This is a genomic window from Paraburkholderia sp. IW21 (genome assembly GCF_041321145.1).
Taxonomy (GTDB): Bacteria; Pseudomonadota; Gammaproteobacteria; order Burkholderiales; family Burkholderiaceae; genus Paraburkholderia.
On record NZ_JBGGWA010000003.1, the window covers coordinates 409940 to 428364 of the forward strand.

General features: G+C 63.4%; 17 protein-coding genes. 3 read left to right on the forward strand and 14 right to left on the reverse strand.

Annotation, left to right across the window (positions count from 1 at the left end; genetic code table 11):
* Positions 1 to 5: 5 nt before the first annotated feature.
* The 5 genes from ACAX43_RS09095 to ACAX43_RS09115 form a co-directional block, all read right to left on the reverse strand.
* A complete protein-coding gene (locus ACAX43_RS09095; protein WP_370708052.1) occupies positions 6 to 668 on the reverse strand; it encodes a site-2 protease family protein in 663 nt (220 codons plus the stop codon).
* Positions 669 to 715: 47 nt separating this feature from the next.
* Entirely contained in the window at positions 716 to 1351 is a 636-nt protein-coding gene (locus ACAX43_RS09100) for an L-threonylcarbamoyladenylate synthase (RefSeq protein ID WP_370708053.1), read from the reverse strand.
* A gap of 143 nt (positions 1352 to 1494) precedes the next feature.
* Positions 1495 to 2325 (reverse strand): 3',5'-nucleoside bisphosphate phosphatase, encoded by an 831-nt coding sequence (locus ACAX43_RS09105; protein ID WP_370708054.1) that lies wholly within the window; start codon positions 2323 to 2325, stop codon positions 1495 to 1497.
* 102 nt (positions 2326 to 2427) lie between these two features.
* Positions 2428 to 3312 carry an alpha/beta fold hydrolase gene (locus ACAX43_RS09110; protein WP_370708055.1) on the reverse strand — a complete coding sequence of 295 codons (885 nt, stop codon included), beginning with the start codon at positions 3310 to 3312 and terminating at the stop codon, positions 2428 to 2430.
* An 83-nt stretch (positions 3313 to 3395) separates the two neighbouring features.
* Positions 3396 to 4304: a ferritin-like domain-containing protein gene (locus tag ACAX43_RS09115; protein WP_370708056.1), complete on the reverse strand. Its 909-nt coding sequence runs from the start codon at positions 4302 to 4304 to the stop codon at positions 3396 to 3398.
* A gap of 270 nt (positions 4305 to 4574) precedes the next feature.
* On the opposite strand from ACAX43_RS09115, the gene ACAX43_RS09120 reads away from it, so the two are divergent.
* The 3 genes from ACAX43_RS09120 (at position 4575) to ACAX43_RS09130 (ending at position 6662) form a co-directional block, all read left to right on the forward strand.
* Positions 4575 to 5099: a gamma carbonic anhydrase family protein gene (locus ACAX43_RS09120; protein WP_370708057.1), complete on the forward strand. Its 525-nt coding sequence runs from the start codon at positions 4575 to 4577 to the stop codon at positions 5097 to 5099.
* 63 nt (positions 5100 to 5162) lie between these two features.
* Positions 5163 to 6113 carry an Hsp33 family molecular chaperone HslO gene (gene hslO / locus ACAX43_RS09125; protein WP_370708058.1) on the forward strand — a complete coding sequence of 317 codons (951 nt, stop codon included), beginning with the start codon at positions 5163 to 5165 and terminating at the stop codon, positions 6111 to 6113.
* A gap of 168 nt (positions 6114 to 6281) precedes the next feature.
* The gene (locus ACAX43_RS09130) at positions 6282 to 6662 is read left to right on the forward strand and encodes a hypothetical protein (protein ID WP_370708059.1); all 381 of its coding nucleotides are present in this window, start codon (positions 6282 to 6284) and stop codon (positions 6660 to 6662) included.
* A gap of 19 nt (positions 6663 to 6681) precedes the next feature.
* Here the strand turns inward: ACAX43_RS09130 and ftsB are convergent, their stop codons facing one another.
* From ftsB to ACAX43_RS09175, 9 genes are all read right to left on the reverse strand, one after another.
* A complete protein-coding gene (gene ftsB, locus ACAX43_RS09135; protein ID WP_370708060.1) occupies positions 6682 to 7113 on the reverse strand; it encodes a cell division protein FtsB in 432 nt (143 codons plus the stop codon).
* Positions 7114 to 7220: 107 nt separating this feature from the next.
* Positions 7221 to 8504, reverse strand: coding sequence for a phosphopyruvate hydratase (gene eno, locus ACAX43_RS09140; RefSeq protein ID WP_370708061.1), 1284 nt, complete (start codon positions 8502 to 8504; stop codon positions 7221 to 7223).
* A gap of 318 nt (positions 8505 to 8822) precedes the next feature.
* Positions 8823 to 9677: a 3-deoxy-8-phosphooctulonate synthase gene (kdsA, locus tag ACAX43_RS09145; protein ID WP_097389693.1), complete on the reverse strand. Its 855-nt coding sequence runs from the start codon at positions 9675 to 9677 to the stop codon at positions 8823 to 8825.
* A complete protein-coding gene (locus tag ACAX43_RS09150; protein ID WP_370708062.1) occupies positions 9674 to 11347 on the reverse strand; it encodes a CTP synthase in 1674 nt (557 codons plus the stop codon). The genes kdsA and ACAX43_RS09150 overlap by 4 nt, the downstream gene beginning before the upstream one ends.
* 152 nt (positions 11348 to 11499) lie before the next feature.
* On the reverse strand, positions 11500 to 12303 hold the full coding sequence (locus ACAX43_RS09155; protein WP_370708063.1) for an alpha/beta fold hydrolase: 804 nt from the start codon (positions 12301 to 12303) through the stop codon (positions 11500 to 11502).
* 106 nt (positions 12304 to 12409) lie between these two features.
* Positions 12410 to 15181, reverse strand: a complete 2772-nt coding sequence (locus ACAX43_RS09160) for a DNA internalization-related competence protein ComEC/Rec2 (RefSeq protein ID WP_370708064.1) — start codon at positions 15179 to 15181, stop codon at positions 12410 to 12412.
* Positions 15182 to 15294: 113 nt separating this feature from the next.
* Positions 15295 to 16083, reverse strand: coding sequence for a TatD family hydrolase (locus ACAX43_RS09165; protein WP_370708065.1), 789 nt, complete (start codon positions 16081 to 16083; stop codon positions 15295 to 15297).
* 48 nt (positions 16084 to 16131) lie between these two features.
* Positions 16132 to 16875 carry a lipoprotein-releasing ABC transporter ATP-binding protein LolD gene (gene lolD, locus ACAX43_RS09170; protein ID WP_370708066.1) on the reverse strand — a complete coding sequence of 248 codons (744 nt, stop codon included), beginning with the start codon at positions 16873 to 16875 and terminating at the stop codon, positions 16132 to 16134.
* On the reverse strand, positions 16868 to 18121 hold the full coding sequence (locus tag ACAX43_RS09175; protein ID WP_370708067.1) for a lipoprotein-releasing ABC transporter permease subunit: 1254 nt from the start codon (positions 18119 to 18121) through the stop codon (positions 16868 to 16870). The genes lolD and ACAX43_RS09175 overlap by 8 nt, the downstream gene beginning before the upstream one ends.
* Positions 18122 to 18425: the final 304 nt, after the last annotated feature.

The following is an 18425-nucleotide window of genomic DNA, read 5'->3' on the forward strand; positions in this document are numbered from 1 at the left end:
GTTATTTAGAAAAGCGAAACAAGTGGAGTCAGAATTGCGGTAATCGCACCGTAGCCGAGCGTAACGAGCGGGCTCAGCCAATAACGCGTCAGCGTACCCGTCATGACCAGCGCCATGACGATGAAAAAGCCGTACGGCTCGAGACGCGACAGCGCGATCGATTGCCGCGGCGGCAACAGCGCCATCAGCACGCGGCCGCCGTCGAGCGGGGGCAGCGGAAAGAGGTTGAGCACGCCGAGCACGAGGTTCACACCGACGCCGGCTCCCGCCATGCGGGTGAAGAACGGCTCGTCGACGTTCAACACCGCAAGTGCGACGCCAACCAGGCCCCACACCAGCGCCTGGGCAAAATTACACAGTGGCCCGGCCGCCGCAACCCACAGGCTGCCCCAGCGCGGATTGCGCAAGTTGCCAAAAGCGACCGGCACGGGCTTCGCGTAACCGAACATGAAGGCGCCGCTGGTGGCGAAGTACAACAGCAAAGGAATCGCGATCGTGCCGAGCGGATCGATATGCCGCATCGGATTGACGGAGACACGGCCGAGCACGTACGCGGTATTGTCGCCGAGCCAGCGCGCGACGTAGCCATGCGCGGCCTCATGAAGCGTGATCGCGAAAATCACCGGCAACGCGTAAACCGCAATGGTTTGTATCAGGGAAGAATCCATAACTCGCTATTGTAACAACGCGATTGCGTGCGTCTGTCCGCTTTCGCTCATGCCGTCTCTTCGAGACCGAATGGCGCGAGAGAACCGCGCCCTGCCCGCACCAGCACCGGCTCAGGCCCGGTCAAATCGATCACGGTCGAGGGTTCGCACACGCACGGGCCACTATCGATCACCAGATCCAGCTGCTTCTCCAGCCGAGCGCGGATTTCCTCCGGGTCGTTCAGCGGCTGCGTTTCATCCGGCATGATCAGCGTGGAGCCGATTAGCGGCTGGCCGAGCTCTTCGAGAATCGCCAGCGTGATCGCGTGATCCGGCACCCGCAGGCCAATGGTCTTGCGCGACGGGTGCGACAGGCGCCGCGGCACTTCCTTGGTTGCCTGCAGCACGAAAACATAGGGGCCCGGTGTGACCGATTTGATCAGGCGGTACTGCCGGTTGTCGACCATGGCGAAGTTCGACAACTCCGACAGATCGCGCACCAGCAGTGACAGCAATGCCTTCTCGCCGAGCCCGCGAATCCGCCTGAGGCGTTCGACCGCGTCCTTGTCGTCGAGATGACAGGCTAGCGCGTAGCTCGAATCCGTCGGCAATGCGACGACGCCGCCATCGTTGATGATCTGCACCGCCTGCTTGACGAGGCGCGGCTGGGGGTTATCCGGATGAAGCCGAAAGTATTGGGACATGGTGACTTGCAGTGGCTACGGGTGGCTACAGACCGAAAAGCGGACTGAAAACCGGACTGAAAACCGGACGGAGGATCGGGCGAAAGCACACGCCCCGGATGATAGCCTGCGCGCATATCGTGCCGCCGTGGCACGGCGCGCGATCACAGCCAGCGTTCCCAGACGGGCTTGAGATCGGAAGGTAGCGGCGGCAGCGTGCCGAGATCGACCCGACCTTCGCCGGGTGCATGGAAGTCCGAGCCACGCGACGCCTCGAAGCCGAACCGGCGCGCGACATCCGCGTATTCGCGGTATTGATCCGGCGTGTGGCTGCCCGTGACTACTTCGATCGCCTTGCCGCCGAGGTCGATGAATTCACCGAAAAACGCGTCGAATTCGACTGGCGAGTACGCATAACGACCTGGATGCGCGATGATCGCCTCGCCGCCGGCCGCCAGGATCCAGCCGACCGCATCGGCCAGTTTGGCCCAACGATGCGGCACGCAGCCGGCTTTGCCGTCGCCGAGATAGCGGTTGAACACGTCTTGCGTCGAACTGGCGTAGCCGCTTTCGACCATGAAACGGGCGAAGTGCGTGCGCGAAATCATGTCCGGGTTCGAGACGAATTTGAGCGCGCCTTGATAGGCATCGGGAATGCCCAGCTTGGCCAGCTGTTCGCCGATCGCTTCGGCACGCGCCGCGCGGCCGTTGCGGGTGCGCGCGAGACCGTCGATCAGCGTCGAACTCGTAGGATCGATGCCGAGGCCGACAATGTGCACGGTGCGCGACGCCCAGGTGACCGAAATCTCCACGCCGCTCAGGTAGCCCATGCCGAGCGCTTCAGCGGCACTGCGCGCTTCGTGCTGACCGCCCAGTTCATCGTGATCGGTCAACGCCCACAGCGTCACGCCGCCCGCGTGCGCGCGGCGCGCGACATCGGCCGGCGCGAACTGGCCGTCGGATACGGTGGAGTGACAGTGAAGATCGGCGTTCATCTTAGCCTTGAAAAGATTCTGCGCTCATTTTACTGCAACGCAGTAAGTGGCCGCGGAGCTATCTCGCGAAGCCGACCTGATCCCTGAAATTCCTGGTCAGTTTCAGGCGCAGAAGCCCTCGATCAGCGCCGCCACCTGCTCCGGCTGGTCGTGGTGCACCATGTGTCCCGCTTCGTCGATGATCTTCTCGCGCCAGTGGGGGAAAGCCTGAAAACGCGCCTTGAATTCGTCGAGCGGAATCTCGCCGGCGATCTGCGCCAGCGTCGGCGAATTGGCCGCCTCCACGTGCAGCACCTTGGCGCTCACCTTGCGCCACACAGCCATCACCTCGTCGAGGCGGTACAGCGTGGGGCCGCGCAGTTTGTGCGCCGGATCGGCGAGCAGCATGAAGCGCCCTTCTCCGTCCGGTTTCGACCAATGTTGCGCGAGGAACTGCGCGCGCTGCGGGTCGAGGCGCGGATTGGTTTTGATCAGACGCCCAGCGACGTCGTCCAGCGACGCGTAGCGCTTCAACTGCGGCGGATCGCGCAATTCGTCAAGCCAGTTACGCAGGCGCCTCGGCGCTTGCGCCGAGTGCGTGGGCGCGAGACCAAAGCCCTCCAGGTCGACCACGCGCCGCACCCGCTCCGGCCGCACGCCCGCATACAGACACACGATGTTCGCGCCGAGGCTGTGGCCGACCAGATTGACCTCGCCCGTCGGCGCATAGTGATCGAGCAGCGCGTCGAGATCGGCGAGATAGTCCTGCATCCAGTAGTTGCCGCCGCCGCGCTCGGCGACCGGCCAGTCCGACAGGCCAAAACCCCGCATATCCGGCGCAATCACCTGCCAGTCACCGCCCAATGCATCGACGACGAACTGGAACGACGCCGCGACGTCCATCCAGCCGTGCAGCATGAAAAGCATCGGCGCATCCGGGTTGCCCCACCGCCGCACGTGCAGACGGATGCCGCGCACGGCGATGAACTCAGACTGGGAGGTATTCATGAACGGCGCGCCCGAAAAAGAATGGTCGTTCGATTATAACGAGATAGCCGGACGGTGCGAGGAGTCGGGCAGTGAAAAAAGCTTCAGTCCGAGGCCGACGTTGCGGAATCCTGGGCATCCAGGCCGGCCAGCGCAACCAGCGCGGCCAGTTCGGTTTCGTCGAAACCCGCGTCGCGGCGCGCCTCGAAATTGAACGGACCGCGTAATTTCGGTGCGTGATACTGCTCGGCGAGGCGCGTGTAGGTGTCGTGCGGGTCGAGCCCGCCCTGCTCGCACAGATGACGGAACCAGCGATTGCCGATCAGCACATGGCCGATTTCGTCGCGCAGGATGACGTCGAGAATCGCCGCGGACGCCTCGTCGCCCGCCTGCTGCAGGCGCGCGCGGATCGGCGGCGAGGCGTCCAGACCGCGCGCTTCCAGCGTGCGCGGTACCAGCGCCATGCGCGCCAGCAGGTCGCCGCGGGTGCGCTCGCACATATCCCACAGTCCGTCGTGAGCGGGAAAATCGCCGTAGACATGGCCGAATTCCGCAAGCCGCGCGACCAGCAGCGAAAAGTGATGCGCCTCTTCGGCGGCTACTTTGAGCCAGTCGGTGTAGAACGCGGCGGGCATGCCGGCAAAGCGCCAGACGGCGTCAAGCGCGAGGTTGATTGCGTTGAATTCGATGTGTGCAAGCGCATGCAGCAAGACGGCGCGTCCTTCGGACGATTGCATGCTGCGGCGCTTGAGTTTGCGTGGATCGACCAGTTCGGGGCGTGCGGGACGGCCCGGCAGGTCTGTGGGCTCGGCAAGATCGAGGTCTGCGGGACACGCCAGGCTACCGTCGAGCGTTGCGGCATGGAGCGCGCGTGCCGCCGCAGCCTTGGCCACGGGATCGTTTTCGCGTAAGGCGGCAAGCGCCGCAGTGCGCGCGCAATTCGCGCGGTTCGAGGAGTTCACAGGGTTGGATGTGAGCGGCGCAGGCGAAACAGACGGAGCAGCGGAAATCATGGCGACCAGGTCGGTAAAGGGAACGGCAACAGGCAAGATAAAAGCGACGCGGCACGCGCAACGGCTAAGCGCGGGATTGGCTGCCGTCCTGCTTTGTGACAGCGCCAAGCGGCCCAACCACACAACCGTTTACAATACTCGATTCGACCATCGCGCGCGCCTGGTGCGCCGGTCCGGCGGGACGAACCGGGCCCATAAGCGCGTTTTCGACGCATTTGGCAGCGCCAGCCAGCCCCCGCAACGCCTGGCGCCCGATCAAGAGGAGACAACGTGACAATTTACAAGCTTGGCGAAGCCGCCCCGACCATTCATGAAAGCGTATTCGTCGCCGATTCGGCGAACATCATCGGCGATGTGACGCTAGAAGAAAATTCGAGCGTCTGGTTCGGCGCGACGATTCGCGGCGACAACGAGCCGATCACCCTGGGCGCCGGCAGCAACGTGCAGGAAAACGCGGTGCTGCACACCGACCCGGGCTTCCCGCTGACGATCGAACAGAACGTCACGATCGGCCATCAGGTGATGTTGCACGGCTGCACGATCAAGGAAGGCTCGCTGATCGGGATACAGGCGGTGGTCTTGAATGGGGCGGTAATCGGCCGCAACTGTCTGGTCGGAGCGGGCGCCATCGTCACCGAAGGCAAAGTGTTTCCCGACAATTCGCTGATTCTCGGCGCGCCTGCCAAAGTGGTGCGCGAACTGACCGAGACGGATATCGCCAATATGCAGCGCGGCACGGCGAGTTATGCCGAGCGCCGCGAGTATTTCAAGGCGCAGCTCGTGCGCATCGGCTAATCAGCCGGGCGCGCGGCGCGCGAGGCGCAGCATCAGGCTGCGTCATTCGACCGAGGAAAAGTTGTGAGCGACCAGTTGCAAAAATTCATGTTCAGCGCGGCGCCGGTGCGCGGCGAGATCGTTTCGCTGCGCAATACGTGGCAGGAAGTGCTGACGCGCCGGGATTACCCGGCGCCCGTACGGACGATTCTGGGCGAGATGATGGCCGCGTGCGCGCTGCTTTCCGCGAACCTCAAGTTCGACGGCACGCTCGTCATGCAGATTTTTGGCGACGGGCCGGCCAAGATGCTGGTCGTGCAGTGCAGCTCCGATCTGTCCATGCGCGCCACCGCCAAGCTCTCAGGCGAAGCGGCCAGTACGATCGACGAGACCACCTCCATGATCGAACTGGTCAACGCGAGCGGTCACGGCCGCTGCGTGATCACGCTCGACCCGCGCGACAAGCAGCCCGGCCAGCAACCGTATCAAAGTATCGTGCCGCTGTCGGGTGTGGACGGCCCACTCAAGTCGATGTCCGAAGTACTCGAGCATTACATGCATCACTCGGAGCAGCTCGACACGCGCCTGTGGCTCGCGGCGAACACCGAGCGCGCCGTCGGCATGCTGCTGCAAAAGCTGCCGGGCGACGGCGGCATTGTCCCGCATCCGGGCGACCTGGACGCGGATACGTGGGAGCGCGTGTGCACGCTGGGCGGCACGATGTCGCAAGACGAGCTGCTGAAGGAAGAGCCGGAAACGATTTTCCGCCGTCTCTTCTGGCAGGAGAACGTGCAGCATTTCGAGCCGGCAACGACACGTTTCGAATGCAGTTGCTCGCGCGAAAAAGTCGGCGCCATGTTGAAGATGCTGGGCCGCGAGGAAGTGGACAGCGTGATCGAAGAACGCGGTCACGTCGAGATCCATTGCGAATTCTGTAACCAGCGGTACGAATTCGATCCGGTCGACGTGGCGCAACTTTTTGTCGCCAATGCGCTCTCGCAGGGCGTCACGCCAGCAGCCGACCAACGGCACTGAAGCCGCTCAGAGGCGGCTGATGGCGCCTGTATTACCGCAGTAAAATAACGCGCCGCCCGCTGCCTTTTCAGGACCCGGGCGGCGCGTTATCGTTGATCATTGCGTTGGATCGTGGGCGGTGCGCGCTGCGCATGGTTTGCTTAGGCATCCGACCGATGGAGAGCAAAAATGAACACCCCTACTTCGTTGAAGCATTGCATGCGCTCGTTCACCGTGCTGGCCGTCATCGCCGGCAGCGTTGCGCTGACGGGCTGCGTGATGGACCCTCCCGGCCCCTCGCCGATTTATAGCCGGCTACCGGCCGAACAGTCGGGCATGGCCAGCACCGCCCGGCCGCTCACGCCTGAAGAACGCGAGCGCTACGATGCGATCGACCGTCAGGTACTGTCCGATCAGAACCAGGCCATTGCCGCCGAGAACGCCGCTCAAGCGTACTCACGTTATTACTCGCCGCCGGTCAGCGTGTACGGCAGTTATTACGGCGGCGGATGGGGGCGCGGCTGGGGTACCGGAGTCGGCGTAGGTTACGCGCCATACTGGGGCTGGTAACGGCACATGCTGAACAAGCTTAGTGCGTGGCCTTCTTATCTTTCGCGGCCTTGCCACGATGCTTGCGATCCGGCTTCGCACGCGATTCCGGATTCGGCACTATATGCAGCGGCGACGCCGACACTTCACCACGCGTCGACGTGGTGACCGAAGGCGTGTTCGCGCTCGGCAACGGTGCGTTAGGCGACACGAACTGCACGAACACTTCGCTGTTTTTCACCATACCCATTTCGTAGCGCGCCCGCTCTTCAACCGCAGCCGTGCCGTTCTGCAAATCCTGGACTTCGCCCTGGATACGCTCGTTGCGCAGCTTCGAATCAGTGTTTTTCTGCAGTTGCTGGGCCAGTTGCTGCTGCAACTCATGCACGCGCAGCCAGCCGCCATGGCCCCACCAGAGCGGGTACTGGATCAGTGCCAGCAGAACGATCAAGACAGCAGTGACGAGCCGCATGAAGTAAGCACAATAAATACACGCCGCCCTGCGCTAAACGCAGGGCGGCGTGGTCAATCAGAAACGAAGGATAACCGGCTCATCGGTCGGCGCTATCGAACAGGCCATTAGCGCAGATTGTAGAACGCCGACTTGCCCGGGTAGCTGGCGATATCACCAAGGTCTTCTTCGATGCGCAGCAACTGGTTGTACTTCGAGATGCGGTCCGAACGCGACAGCGAACCCGTCTTGATCTGACCGGCATTCAGCCCGACCGCGATGTCCGCGATCGTCGAATCCTCGGTTTCCCCCGAGCGGTGCGAGATCACAGCCGTGTAGCCGGCGCGCTTCGCCATTTCGATGGCCGCGAAGGTTTCCGTCAGCGTACCGATCTGGTTGATCTTGATCAGGATCGAGTTGGCGATGCCCTTCTCGATGCCTTCCTTCAGGATGCGCGTGTTGGTGACGAACAGATCGTCGCCCACCAGTTGGACCTTCTTGCCGAGCTTGTCGGTCAGGATTTTCCAGCCGGCCCAGTCGCTTTCGTGCATGCCGTCTTCGATCGAAACGATCGGGAACTTGTCGGCCAGATTCGCGAGGTAATCCGCGAATTCGGTCGACGACAGTTGCAGGCCTTCGCCCGCCAACTGGTACTTGCCGTCGTGGTAGAACTCGCTGGCTGCGCAGTCGAGCGCGAGCAGCACGTCTTCACCCGCGCGGTAGCCAGCCTTTTCGATGGCTTGCAGGATGGTCGACAGACATTCGTCGTTGCTGCCGAAGTTCGGCGCGAAGCCGCCTTCGTCGCCGACTGCCGTGCTCATGCCGCGGTCGCTCAGGATCTTTTTCAGCGCGTGGAACACTTCGGCGCCGCAGCGCAGCGCTTCGCGGAAGCTCGGCTGGCTGACCGGCACGATCATGAATTCCTGGATGTCCAGGCTGTTGTTCGCGTGCGCGCCGCCGTTGACGATGTTCATCATCGGCACCGGCAGTTGCATCGCGCCCGAGCCGCCGAAGTAGCGGTACAGCGGCAGACCGGCTTCTTCAGCAGCAGCCTTCGCAACCGCCATCGACACGGCCAGCATCGCGTTCGCGCCGAGGCGCGACTTGTTGTCCGTGCCGTCGAGTTCCAGCAGGGTCTTGTCGAGGAAGGCCTGCTCGGAAGCGTCGAGGCCCATGATCGCTTCGGAGATTTCGGTGTTGATGTGCTCGACGGCCTTCAGCACGCCCTTGCCGCCGTAACGGCCGGTTTCGCCGTCGCGCAGTTCGATCGCTTCGCGCGAACCTGTTGACGCACCCGACGGCACCGCAGCGCGGCCCATCGTGCCCGACTCGAGCAGCACGTCGCATTCGACGGTGGGGTTGCCTCGCGAATCGAGAATCTCTCGACCGATGATATCTACGATAGCACTCATGGTTTCCTCAAGAAATGACGTTGAATTCTTTACTGTGAAACTGCACCGGGCAACGCTGTCGATCCGGAGTTAGCGCTTTAGCGCTTACTCCGGTCCCATGCAACGCTGTCGATCCGGAGTTAGCGCTTTAGCGCTTACTCCGGTCCCATGCAACGCTGTCGATCCGGAGTTAGCGCTTCAGCGCTTACTCCGGTCCCATGCAGAGTAGCTCCCCAGCACACTACGCGCCTCGATGCTTTCGACGACCATTGCGCGCATTCGCCGCATGCCCACGACTGTACCGGCTATGCGGGAATCGCGGCCGGCCAAACGCCTGAATCAGTTGAAATCGCTTTCGAGGAACGGCGCGCGCTTGACGGCCTGATCGAGCGTAACAAGCGTTTCGAGCAGGTCAGCCATGCGATGCAGCGGTACCGCGTTCGGACCGTCCGACTTGGCTTCCGAAGGCTTCGGGTGGGTTTCCATAAAGAGACCCGCCACGCCCGTTGCAACGGCCGCACGCGCCAGCACCGGCACGAATTCGCGCTGACCGCCCGAGCTCGTGCCCTGCCCACCCGGCAACTGCACCGAGTGAGTCGCGTCGAACACGACCGGCGCGTTGGTTTCGCGCATGATCGCGAGCGAACGCATGTCCGACACGAGGTTGTTATAGCCGAACGACACGCCGCGTTCGCACGCCATGAAGCGGTCTTCCGAGAGACCCGCTTCACGCGCCGCATCACGCGCCTTGTCGATCACGTTCTTCATGTCGTGCGGTGCGAGAAACTGGCCTTTCTTGATGTTGACCGGTTTGCCCGAACGCGCGCAAGCATGAATGAAGTCCGTTTGACGGCACAGGAAAGCAGGCGTTTGCAGAACGTCGACCACCGACGCAACCTGCTCGATCTCGTGCTCAGCGTGAACATCCGTCAGCACCGGCAACCCGAGCTGACGCTTCACTTCCGACAGGATGCGCAAACCTTCGTCCATGCCCAGACCGCGAAACGACTTGCCGCTGCTGCGATTGGCCTTGTCGTACGACGATTTGTAGATGAACGGGATGTTCAGCTTCGCGCAGATTTCCTTCAGCCGGCCTGCCGTGTCGATCGTCATCTGTTCGGATTCGACAACACAGGTGCCCGCGATCAGGAAAAACGGCTTGTCGAGCCCGATTTCGAAATCGCCCAGTTTCATGCTTTCTCCCTGACTTTCTTCGCCATGCGCGACTGCTCATGCGCGCGCGCCGCTTCGACGAACGACTTGAACAGCGGATGGCCGTCACGCGGCGTGGACGTGAATTCCGGATGGAACTGCACGCCGACGAACCACGGGTGCATGCTGCGCGGCAATTCCATCATTTCCGGCAGATCTTCACTCGGGGTACGGGCGCTGATGATAAGGCCGCCGGCTTCAAGCAGGGGCACGAAGCGGTTATTGACTTCATAACGGTGGCGATGGCGTTCGTTCACGTCCTTGCCATAAATCTCTTCGGCCATCGTGCCGGGCTTGATCGGGCAGCGTTGCGAACCGAGACGCATCGTGCCGCCCAGATCCGATTCTTCGGTACGCTTTTCAACGCGGCCTTCACGGTCGTACCACTCGGTAATCAACGCGACCACGCGGTTTTCGGTTTCCTGATCGAACTCGGTGCTGTTCGCATCCTTCAGGCCGACCACGTCGCGAGCGAATTCGATCACGGCCAGTTGCATACCGAGGCAAATGCCGAGATAAGGCACGTTCGCTTCACGCGCATAGCGGATCGCCGCGATCTTGCCTTCGGTGCCGCGACGGCCGAAGCCGCCTGGCACGAGCACGGCATCCAGATGCTTGAGGCTTTCCACGCCTTGCGCCTCGATCTCTTCCGAGTCGATGTACTCGATGTTGACCTTGGTCGACGTGTGCATCGACGCATGGCGCAGCGCTTCGATCAGCGACTTGTACGACTCGGTCAGATCGACATACTTGCCGACCATGCCGATCGTGACTTCGTGCGTCGGGTGCTCGAGCTTTTCGACGAGGTTCGACCACATGGACAGATCGGCCGGCTTCGGCGTGAGCTTGAGCTCTTCGCAGATGATCGCGTCCAGCCCCTGGTCGTGCAGCATCTGCGGAATCTTGTAGATGCTGTCGGCGTCCCACACGGAAATCACCGCGTCTTCCGGCACGTTCGAGAACATCGAGATCTTGGCGCGCTCGTCGTCCGGAATGGGGCGGTCGGCGCGGCACAGCAGCACGTGCGGCGAGATGCCGATTTCACGCAGCTTCTGCACGCTGTGCTGGGTAGGCTTGGTTTTCAGTTCGCCGGCGGTGGCGACCCAAGGCACCAGCGTGAGGTGCACGAAGCACGCGCTGTTGCGGCCCATGCGCAGGCTCATCTGACGCGCGGCCTCGAGGAACGGCAGCGATTCGATATCGCCTACGGTGCCACCCACTTCGACGATGGCGACGTCCGGCTCACCGCACGTCGCAGAAGCTGCGCCGCGCTCGATGAACGCCTGGATTTCGTTTGTGATGTGCGGAATGACCTGCACCGTCTTGCCGAGATAGTCGCCGCGGCGCTCCTTGCGGATTACCGATTCGTAAATCTGGCCCGTGGTGAAGTTGTTGGCCTTGCGCATCTTCGTGCTGATGAAGCGCTCATAGTGGCCGAGGTCGAGGTCAGTCTCCGCGCCGTCTTCCGTCACGAACACTTCGCCGTGTTGAAACGGACTCATCGTGCCGGGGTCGACGTTGATGTAGGGATCGAGCTTGAGGAGAGTGACTTTAAGACCGCGCGATTCGAGGATCGCGGCGAGGGAAGCGGCGGCAATACCCTTGCCGAGGGAAGATACTACGCCGCCGGTGACGAAAACATATTTGGTCATCGCTGGATGCTCGCGGGAAAAACGGATTATACCGTAAAGCAGGGTCTCAACCCAGCAAAATCCTGGCGACATCCGCACGCGCACGGGCCACGGCGATGGCCATCGCCGTGCGCCGATCATGCACCGTTTTTTGCGCTATGCGCAGCGGGCAGTCAGGACCGCCGCTGCAGTTCGTGCAACATTCGCTGCACCGCGCGCGCGGTTTCGAGCGGCTTTTCCATCGGGTAAAGATGGCTCCCCTCGATCCATTCCACATGACCGCCGGTCGCGCGGCGAGTGGCCTCGAGGCCCGCCTGACGGATTTCTTTCGAACGCGTGCCGGCGATGAAACCCACCGGCACCGGCGCGCCGCGCGCGAGGCGCGCGCCTAGCGTGTGGGGCAAGGTCTTATAGATCTGATATTCGGTGCGGCGATCGAAGGCGAGCGACCGCCCGCCGTCAGGCGAGTCCTGCGGAATGCCGAAGTCGATGTAGTCGGACAGCATGCGCTCGTCCCAGCGCGCGAACGCCGGCTTCGAGTGGAAGTGCCGCCACGCCTCGTCGCGGCTGGCCCACTGGGTGCGGCGCGTGCGGGTGGCAGCCGCGGGCGACAGGCGCTCGTCAAGCCCGGTCCATTGCGACACGCGCAGCATGCTGCTGCGCCAGCCGGCGATCACCGGCGAGTCGAGCATCACCACTCCCCTCACCCACTGCGGCTTTTTCAGCGCGGCCATCAACGACAGATAACCGCCAAGCGAATGGCCCACCAGCCACACGGGTCGCTCATAGGAACGGCCGATGTCGTCGAGCAACTGCTCGACCAGATGCGGCCAGTCCTGCGTGACCGGGTAGCGCGCGTCGTGGCCGATGCGCTCGATGGAGCGCAGCTCATAGCCGTCGGCGAGTTCGGCGAAGATCGTCCGGTAGGTGGACGCCGGAAAACCGTTCGCGTGCGAGAAGTGGATGATGTTTTTCAAGTGCGGCTCTCTCCGTTCTGTTTTGCGTGCGGGCTCTCGTCCTGGCTTTTCGTGCAGGCTCCGAGCCCAGCGGCGCGTTTCTTCTATCTGTGCGGCGGGCCATCCGTCAGCGGTCCATCCAGTAGCGGCGCTGCGTGTCGCGATAGCGCTCGAGCGTGAGCGCGGCACCGCTCGAGTCCGGGCTGCGTCCCGGCCCGACTTCCGGGCGAGCTTCCAGACTGCCCTCGGGCTCGACGTTGGGGTTGATGTCGACCCGCACCGCGCCGTCCGCATCGCTGCGCGCAAGCTCGATATGCCGCGCCTTGTAACGCTCGAACACCCCCGCGTTCGGATGATGAAAACGGTTGCGATAGCCTACCTGAAATAGCGCGATGAGCGGCTCGATAGAGTCGAGGAACGGCTCGGTCGACGACGTCTTGCTCCCATGATGCGGCACGACCAGTACCTGAGCGCGCAACGCGTCGCGATCGCGCGCGAGCAGGATGCGTTCGACCGGCGCTTCGATGTCCGCCGCCAGCAACGCTCCCATGCGTAATGGCGCCGCTTGAACACGCCGGGCCGGCAGGCCCTCTGCAGCCGGCAAACCCTCCGCAAGCGAGATGTTCTCCGCGCTCGACAGGCTGCCCGCGGCAGGCAAAGTACTCACCCGCAACACGCAGCAATGCGCGTTCGGTTTGCCCTGCAGCGGCCCGGCATCCGGCCAGAGCATCGCGAACTCGACGCCGTCCCACTGCCAGCGCTGGCCCGCCGCACAGGGCAGCGTATCCGCGCCGCGTTGCTTTGCGTTCGACCACAACGCATTCGCTGGCGCCAATGCCGCCACCATTTGACGAACCTCGATCGCGTCCAGTACAGCGGGCGCGCCGCCTGAATGGTCAGAATCGGCGTGGCTGATAACCAGCGTATCGAGCGCTGTGACGCCATGCGCCTGCAAAAATGGCACGACGACCCGTTCACCGGCATGCGTCGATTCCGGGCCCGGCCCGGTATCGAACAGCAACACGTGATGCGCCGTTTCGACCAGCACTGACGTGCCTTGACCGACGTCCAGCGCCGTCAGACGGAAACTGCCGTGCGGCGGTCCGGGCGGTGCCGGCATCAGGAGCGGAAGCCACGTCAGCGGCGCGGCCCAGCGCAGCGGCCAGCCGCGCGGCGCGAGACACCAGATAACGCCGACCGCCGCCGCGGCAAGCGCCCAGGCATCCGGTTGCGGCAGCCGCCACAGCGTCCATGCGGGACCGGACAGCATCTGCAAGCCCACGGGCAGCAGATCGAGCAACGCGTGCGCGGCGCGAAACGCGTAGGCATCGAACGGGGCGGGCAATGCGACGCCGGCCAACACTGCCGGCGTCACCAGCAAACTGACCCATGGAATCGCAAAGGCATTGGCAAGCGGACCGATCAGCGGAATCTGCGCGAACCAGTAGACGGTGAGCGGCGCAAGCGCGACCGTGACGGCGAACTGCACGTGCGCAGCCTCGCGCAGGCGTACACCGAAAGCGCGCATAGGGCGGCGCAGGGCGGACCACAGGGAAAACAGGCGCGAGAACCTTATCTGCGTCGCGCCGCTCTCGCCCTCTTCGTCTCGACGCTGCTCGTGATCCTGCACGCGGGGCCGGCCCGACATCGCGAACAGAATCGCCGCTACCGCACAGAACGAAAGCCAGAATCCGGCCGACACCACCGCCCACGGGTCGATCATAAGCACGAGTCCCAACGCCCACGCGAGCACGACCGAACGCGCGACATTGCGCCCGCTGATAAAGGCCAGCGCCACGACTCCCGCCATCCATAGCGCGCGCTGCGCCGGCACGTTGAAGCCGGCCAATGCCGCATGCAATCCGGCGAACAGCGCGCCGCCCGTCACCGCGACAATCTGCGCGGGCAGCAGCAACGGCCAGTTGCGGCCGGTGAACCCCGAGCGCCGCCACACCGCACCGGCGAGCCAACCCGCGAGACCCGCGACAAAACCAATATGCAAGCCCGAAATCGCCACCAGATGACTGGTGCCCGTGCCGCGCATCAGCAGCCAGTCGGCTGCGCTGACTTCGTCCTGTGCGCCGATGGCGAGTGCCACCACGATGCCGCGATGCGGCGCCGCGGCAAGCACCGTGTCGATCCGTGCGCGCAGCGCGGCGCGCCAGCGATCGACCGTCACACCCACGCCGCGCGCGTTGCCAGGCAAACGCAAAGCGTGAACCGGCGCGCTCACATAGCCCGTGGCGCGCACATTGCGCGCAAGCAAACCGGCTTCGGCATCACGCACGCCGAAGTTCGCATTGCCGTGCGGGCGTTTGAGGCGCACGGTCAGACGCCAGCGCGCACCCGGTTCGAGCAGCGGCGCAGGCGCATCCTCGGCAATCCATGACAGCTGAATCACGCGCGGAAAAGTGGTGATCGGCACGTCGGCCGATTCGACCTCGAAGAGAAAGCGCGCGCCCTTGTTGTCGCATGAAGGCAGCCCCTTGATACTGCCGACGACTTCGATATCGCGACCTTCCCACGCGCTCGGCAAGCTGACCGCGAGCCTCGCTTCCGCCCGCCAGGCGGCATAACCAAAGCCTACGCAAAAGGCAGTTATCCAGATGGCGCCCCAACCAACGAATGAACGTAAGCGCGTATCGACCCAGGCGCGGCGTTTCAGCGAAATTGAACGCCCTGCATGATCATCCGCAATGCCCGAAGTGCCGCCGCCTGACCCGCCCGAAGAATCGCCGCGCAATCCGTCCGAAGAACGGCCGCGCAATCCCCACACCGCTGTACCGAGCGCCACGCACGCAACCGCGATCAACGCGCCCCAACCGCTCCAAGCCGGCAATGCAGCCTGTCGCTGCAGCCAGATCACCCCCAACGCAAACCCGCACCACCATGCCCGCATCTGTCCTCCGCCCAGCAGACGCCGGATTGACGCAACGCTCGGCGCGCAGGCGTCAGCGCGGCCGCCGGGCGTGTGTTCCGCCCGGCGCGAACCACCTCGACCATCGAGTTCAATTATGCAGAGGAAAGCGCGAGCCGCGGCAGCGCAGCGAGCGCGTTAGCCGTTGTGCCTAGGGCGGCTTCGTCGGCTGTCATGCCGCGCAGTTGTGCGAGCCCCGCGCCGATGCCCGGAATCTGCTCCGGCGAATTGCGCTGCTTGTACATCCAGGACGGCGCGATATCGGGAGCGTCGGTCTCGACGACGAGTGCGTCGAACGGCAATTGCCCGGCGAGGCGCCGGATTTGCCGCGCCCGCTCGAAGGTCAGATTGCCGCCGAAACCAAGATGCATACCCTGGTCGATATACGCCTGAGCTTGCTGGAAACTGCCGTTGAAGGCGTGTGCGATGCCACGATGAATCTGATGTCGCCGCAGCCCTTTGATCACCTGATCCTGCGCTTTGCGCACGTGGCAGATCACCGGCAGATCGAATTCCCGCGCGAGCTGCAGTTGACCGTTGTAGAAGAACTGCTGGCGCGCGTCGTCGAGGCCTTCGACGAAATAATCCAGGCCGATTTCGCCGATGCCGACGAACAACGGATCTTCAAGACTCGCTTCGATTTCCATGCGAAGCAGTTCGAGATCGCGCTCCTGGGCACCTGGCGTGAAAAGTGGATGGATGCCCAGCGCGTAGGCGCCGCCGTCGATCCGGTGCGCGAGCTCACGCACTGTCGCGAAGTTCTCGCGGCCGATCGCGGGAATCACGATACGCCCCACCCCCGCTCGACGCGCCGCCGCCGCGACTTCGTCGCGGTCGGCGTTGAATTCCGCAGCGTCGAGATGGCAGTGCGTATCGATCCACATGGCGCGCCTCGCTAACGGCAGTGCATCGCTTTGGTTCCCGCGCGGCGACTAAACCGGGACCGGCGGTTCTTCATGCAACACGCCGTCGCGCAGCCGCATGATCCGGTCGCAACGTCCGGCCAGTTCCGGATCGTGCGTGACGATCACGAAACTGGTGTCGAACGTTTGCGACAGTTCGAGCATCAGGTTGAACACGGTGTCTGCGGTGCCGCCGTCGAGATTGCCGGTGGGCTCGTCGGCCAGCACACACGCGGGCTTGGTGACCAAGGCCCGCGCGATCGCCACACGTTGACGTTCGCCACCGGACAACTCACCCGGGCGATGCTTCGCCCGATGCCCCATGCCGACGCGCTCCAGCACTGCAAGCGCGTCGCTTCGCGCGGCTTCGGTCGTCATGCGGCGAATCCGCAGCGGCATCGCGACGTTGTCGAGCGCGGTAAATTCCGGCAGCAAATGATGGAACTGATACACGAAACCGAGTGCGCGATTGCGCAGATCGTTACGTTCGCGTTCGGAGAGCTTCGTGAAGGGCTTGCCCATTACGGAGACATGGCCCGCGCTCGGATCGTCGAGGCCGCCGAGCACATGCAGCAGTGTGCTCTTGCCGGAGCCCGACGCGCCGACGATCGCCAGCTTTTCGCCGCGCCGCACGTTCAGTTGCGCGTTGTTGAGCACCTGCACATTGAGGCCGCCCTGCACGAACGATTTCGAAATGCCGGTTGCTTCCAGCACATAGGGATGCCGCGCGGTTTCTTCTGAGGCCATGGATAGGCTAGCGGAACGGTCATTCATAGCGCAGTGCCTCGGCAGGACGGACTTTCGCACCACGCCAGCTCGGATAAAGCGTCGCCAACGCCGACATCGTGAACGCAATGATGCCGATTCGCGCGACGTCGGCGGGAACCAGTTCGGACGGCAACTCGCTGATGAAATACACGGACGGCGGCAGGAATTGCACGCCGAGCAGATGCTCGATCATCGGCACGAGCCACGGGATGCTCCACGCGATCAGGCAGCCGAGCGCCACGCCGGTCGCCGTGCCGATAAAGCCGATCGTCACGCCCTGCACCACGAAAATCTTCATGATCGAGCCGGGCTGCGCGCCGAGCGTGCGCAGAATCGCGATGTCAGCCTGCTTGTTGGTCACGGTCATCACCAGCGACGACACCAGATTGAACGCCGCGACCGCGATGATCAGCGTGAGAATGATGAACATCATGCGTTTTTCGATCTGCACCGCCGAGAACCAGGTCTTGTTCTGCTGGGTCCAGTCGCGAATGTACAAATCGCCTGACAAGCTGCGCGCAAGCTGATGTGCGACCTCCGGCGCCCGCTGCATATCGGTCAGACGCAGCCGCACGCCGGTCGGCGCGGGCAGCCGGAAGAGCGCCTGCGCGTCCTTGATGTTGATCAGCGCGAGCGTGCTGTCGTATTCGTAATGCCCCGACTCGAAGATGCCCACCACCGTGAACTGTTTTAGCCGCGGCAGCATGCCGGCCGGCGTGATCGTGCCTTCAGGCGCGACCAGCGTGATCTTGTCGTTGACCGTCACGCCGAGATTGGTGGCGAGATCCGCGCCCAGCACGATGCCGAAGTCGCCGGGCACGAGGTCTGTGAGCTTGCCGCCCTTCATTTCCTTATCGATGTCCGAAACTTCAGGCTCGAGCGTCGGTTCGATCCCGCGCAGCGCCACGCCGCTCACGGCGTTCTGGCGCGTGAGCAATGCCTGCGCTTCGACATACGGTGCGGCGCCGATCACTTCCTTGTTCTGGCGAGCCTCCTTGGCGGTCAGTTGCCAATCGGGCATCGAACCCGTCGGCGAAAAGATTTCGACGTGCGCCAGCACCGACAGCATCCGGTCGCGCACTTCTTTCTGGAAACCGTTCATCACGGACAACACGACGATCAGCGCCGCGACGCCGAGCGCGATGCCCGACATCGACACCAGCGCGATGAAGGAAATGAAGCCGTTACCGGTCGTGCGTTTGCCGGCGCGGGTGTAGCGCCAGCCAATCTGCCATTCGTAGGGAAATTTCAAGCGAATCCTTTTCTGCGTTCTTCGGCACTCTGCGGCATTTTTGCTGCGCATGACCGCGGCAACCTGAAGCTGTCGCGCCTGTCATGCGGCCCGAGCGTCGTGATCATTGGTGTCGCGGCAAGGCGGATGGTTCCGGTATGACATTCCGGTACCCTGGAATGTCTTCCGGCGTCGTTGGCAAACCCCGCGCCACCGAAGCCGCCGCTCCACCGCTGCAGCCGCCGCCGTCAATCAAGCGCGAAGTTTGCCATACAATGCGGCGCACCCGCGCAAAGGCCCTGCGCATACGGTTCACGGCGAGCGC